This window comes from Novacetimonas maltaceti (assembly GCF_002906255.1).
Classification (GTDB): domain Bacteria; phylum Pseudomonadota; class Alphaproteobacteria; order Acetobacterales; family Acetobacteraceae; genus Novacetimonas; species Novacetimonas maltaceti.
Genome location: NZ_POTC01000117.1, coordinates 1 through 2,581 on the forward strand (window position 1 = coordinate 1; position 2,581 = coordinate 2,581).

Below are 2,581 nucleotides of genomic sequence, written 5' to 3' on the forward strand. Positions count from 1 at the left end.
AAGCCACGACTTCAGATCAGGCGGCAGAAGATACGGCTGAGACCGGTCAAACGGGATGAAGCTGCTCATCTCACCACCTTACAACTTCACCTCTTCACAGGGTACCCCAACCCGACAGGCTGCTAGATGGACTTTCGTCAGCAATCGGATCCTCTGGTTTACTTTTGTCCATAATCGCTCAGGCAGGTATTGTGCGGGGGCTCGACAGGTGGGGCTCCGACGCGCAACGGGAAAAATACCTTGAGGCTGTCCGGACCGGTAAGCTTAGCGCAACAGGTATCGCTGAACCAACCACAGGAACCGATGTTCGAGATGTTCACACACTACTAACGCCATTCGGGAACGGTTATAAGCTGAATGGATCGAAATTTAATATTGCGCATGCGCCTGTCGCTGATTTTTTCCTAATCGTATGCAAGCAAGAAACGGGAGCAGTAAGTCTCGTCTTCCTCGACCGCGGAACTCCGGGTTTAGTGACAGGAAATTATGATCTCAAGTTAGGCAATAAAAATCTCCCCACCGGTCCGATTGCTTTGGACGACGTGTATGTTTCTCCCGAGCAAATTCTCGGTAACGTAGACCGGGGACTGCGCCAGCTCATCGATATAGTTACCTTAGGCAGGGTTTATTATGGTTTAGTCGCCTCTAATTTACTACGTCCTTTCCTCACATCCGCAATAGAGTATGCAGAAACGAGGGTGAGTTTTGGCTCGCCCATCATTGAGCACCAGCACATCCAACGACGTCTGACCGACATCATTACGCGGATCGAGAGATCCCGATGGACAGCACTTGGTGCTCTCGGGCGACTATTTTCGGAACACCCTCAGTCGCTGCTCGATTGCTCCATAGCAAAGGTCGTTGGTGCAGACGACGTCATTAGCAACGGGCTCGAATTGATGAAGCTGTATGGTAGCCTCGGCTATCATATAGGACCCGTTTCCTCAGTGCTCCAGGACGCGCTCGGCTTCGCCAGTGTGGGGGGTACTGAGGAGATGCACCGGAAGAACATCATGAATCAGATTCTACGGCTGAAGAAGAAAACTACGAACGATTAAACTCCGGCGCTTTTTGGCGTTTTGGGAGGCAAAGTATGCCACAATTCGTTGACGACAGGCTTAACGAGTTTCTGCAGAGCGACGGGGGCTCAATAGCCCATCTCGGTCCTTCAGGATCGTTCTCGCATGAAGTATGCAGTTCAATCAGTTCGCGCGTGCGTCCCGAACCACGACGGACATTCGGGGATGTGATTGACGCAGTTGTCACTCAGAACGTCGATTACGGGCTAATCCCAATTTATAACACAATTGCAGGACAAATAATCGCAGGATGGAGCGCGCTTCTGGACAGCGGAGTGATCGCCGTTGGCGCGTATGTCCACCGCATTAGCCTCGCGTTACTTGCACGTGAAGGAGCGACACTATCTACGATTCGTCGCGTCGTGTCCCATTCTGCCGCGTTGAGGCAGTCTAGCCATTGGCAGCGGCGCATGCTCATTGGAGCGCAGGTGTCACATAGTACTGCGGCGGGCGCCGCATTAGTCTCGAGAACGAGATCTCGAGAGTTGGCGGCCATAGGCTCGCCTAACCTTGCAGATCGTTACAATCTCTCGCTGGTTGCACACGATATTGCCAACGATGTGGACAATGAAACTACCTTTCTGTTGATTCAAAGACAAAATGACACGGCGGCGACAGATAATAAATTTCAAAGGACATCTCAGATCTGCTGCCCGGTCTCGCCGAATGTGCTGCTTTCAAGGGTTGCGCCTGAGGGAGAGAGGGCAAACGAACGTGAGAGGTTACGATCGCAAATAAGTTTCACTTGCCGTTCGGGCAGGGCACTCGAGATCTTCTTGAAAAACGAAGATGGGTCCACAAATGAGACACTAATTCATGGCTGTTCAGTTCGAACGGAAGGTCGTTATCTAGGTCATATCCCAGTGGCTGCCACCAATGTCGACCGCCTTTATCGCGCATTTGGTTTCCAGAGTAATTTCTTAAGAGACCATTTTTTGGGGAATATACCAAAAGACAATTCATATATAGTTATATACTCAAGGGTTCTTCAATAATTTTTGGGCTGAATTTGTAACCAGAAATACAATATAATAAAATACAATTTATTATATTGATGTCGATTTTTAACACGCGTTCCCGCGGAGGGTCACGTAATGGGCGCTCTGATATCTCGCGATCGAGGATAAAAAAGGAAACAGACATGCCCGCGCAATCAATCGGAAACACACTCATAGATATATTTGTCGAGGCCGGAATCAAACGTATCTATGGGGTGCCCGGTGACTATAATCTTCGCTTTCTTGAGCTTCTCGAAAGTGATGGCCGTATTGAATTTATCGGAACATGCAACGAACTTAATGCCTGTTACGCGGCAGATGGAGACGCCCGAATCAGTGGCTTTGCTGTGGTCACGGTAACCTATGGCGTTGGTGATCTAGGGCCTGTTAGATCTTGAATTTCTTCCCATATTGTAGGGATGGAAGAAGGAGACAGAACAGGCACCTTTACGGACGAGACATGGGCGATCTGGGAACCTCTGATTGAGGAGGTTCGCCCGAGGG

General features: G+C 49.9%; 3 protein-coding genes. All 3 read left to right on the forward strand.

Annotated elements, in window-relative coordinates; all coding sequences use genetic code 11:
* Positions 1-191 precede the first annotated feature (191 nt).
* Positions 192-1,058: an acyl-CoA dehydrogenase family protein gene (locus tag KMAL_RS16435; RefSeq protein WP_239020196.1), complete on the forward strand. Its 867-nt coding sequence runs from the start codon at positions 192-194 to the stop codon at positions 1,056-1,058.
* Positions 1,059-1,093: 35 nt separating this feature from the next.
* The gene (locus KMAL_RS17965; protein ID WP_014106216.1) at positions 1,094-2,074 is read left to right on the forward strand and encodes a prephenate dehydratase domain-containing protein; all 981 of its coding nucleotides are present in this window, start codon (positions 1,094-1,096) and stop codon (positions 2,072-2,074) included.
* Between the two features lie 146 nt (positions 2,075-2,220).
* Positions 2,221-2,475, forward strand: a complete 255-nt coding sequence (locus tag KMAL_RS16445) for a thiamine pyrophosphate-binding protein (RefSeq protein ID WP_110096521.1) — start codon at positions 2,221-2,223, stop codon at positions 2,473-2,475.
* Positions 2,476-2,581: the final 106 nt, after the last annotated feature.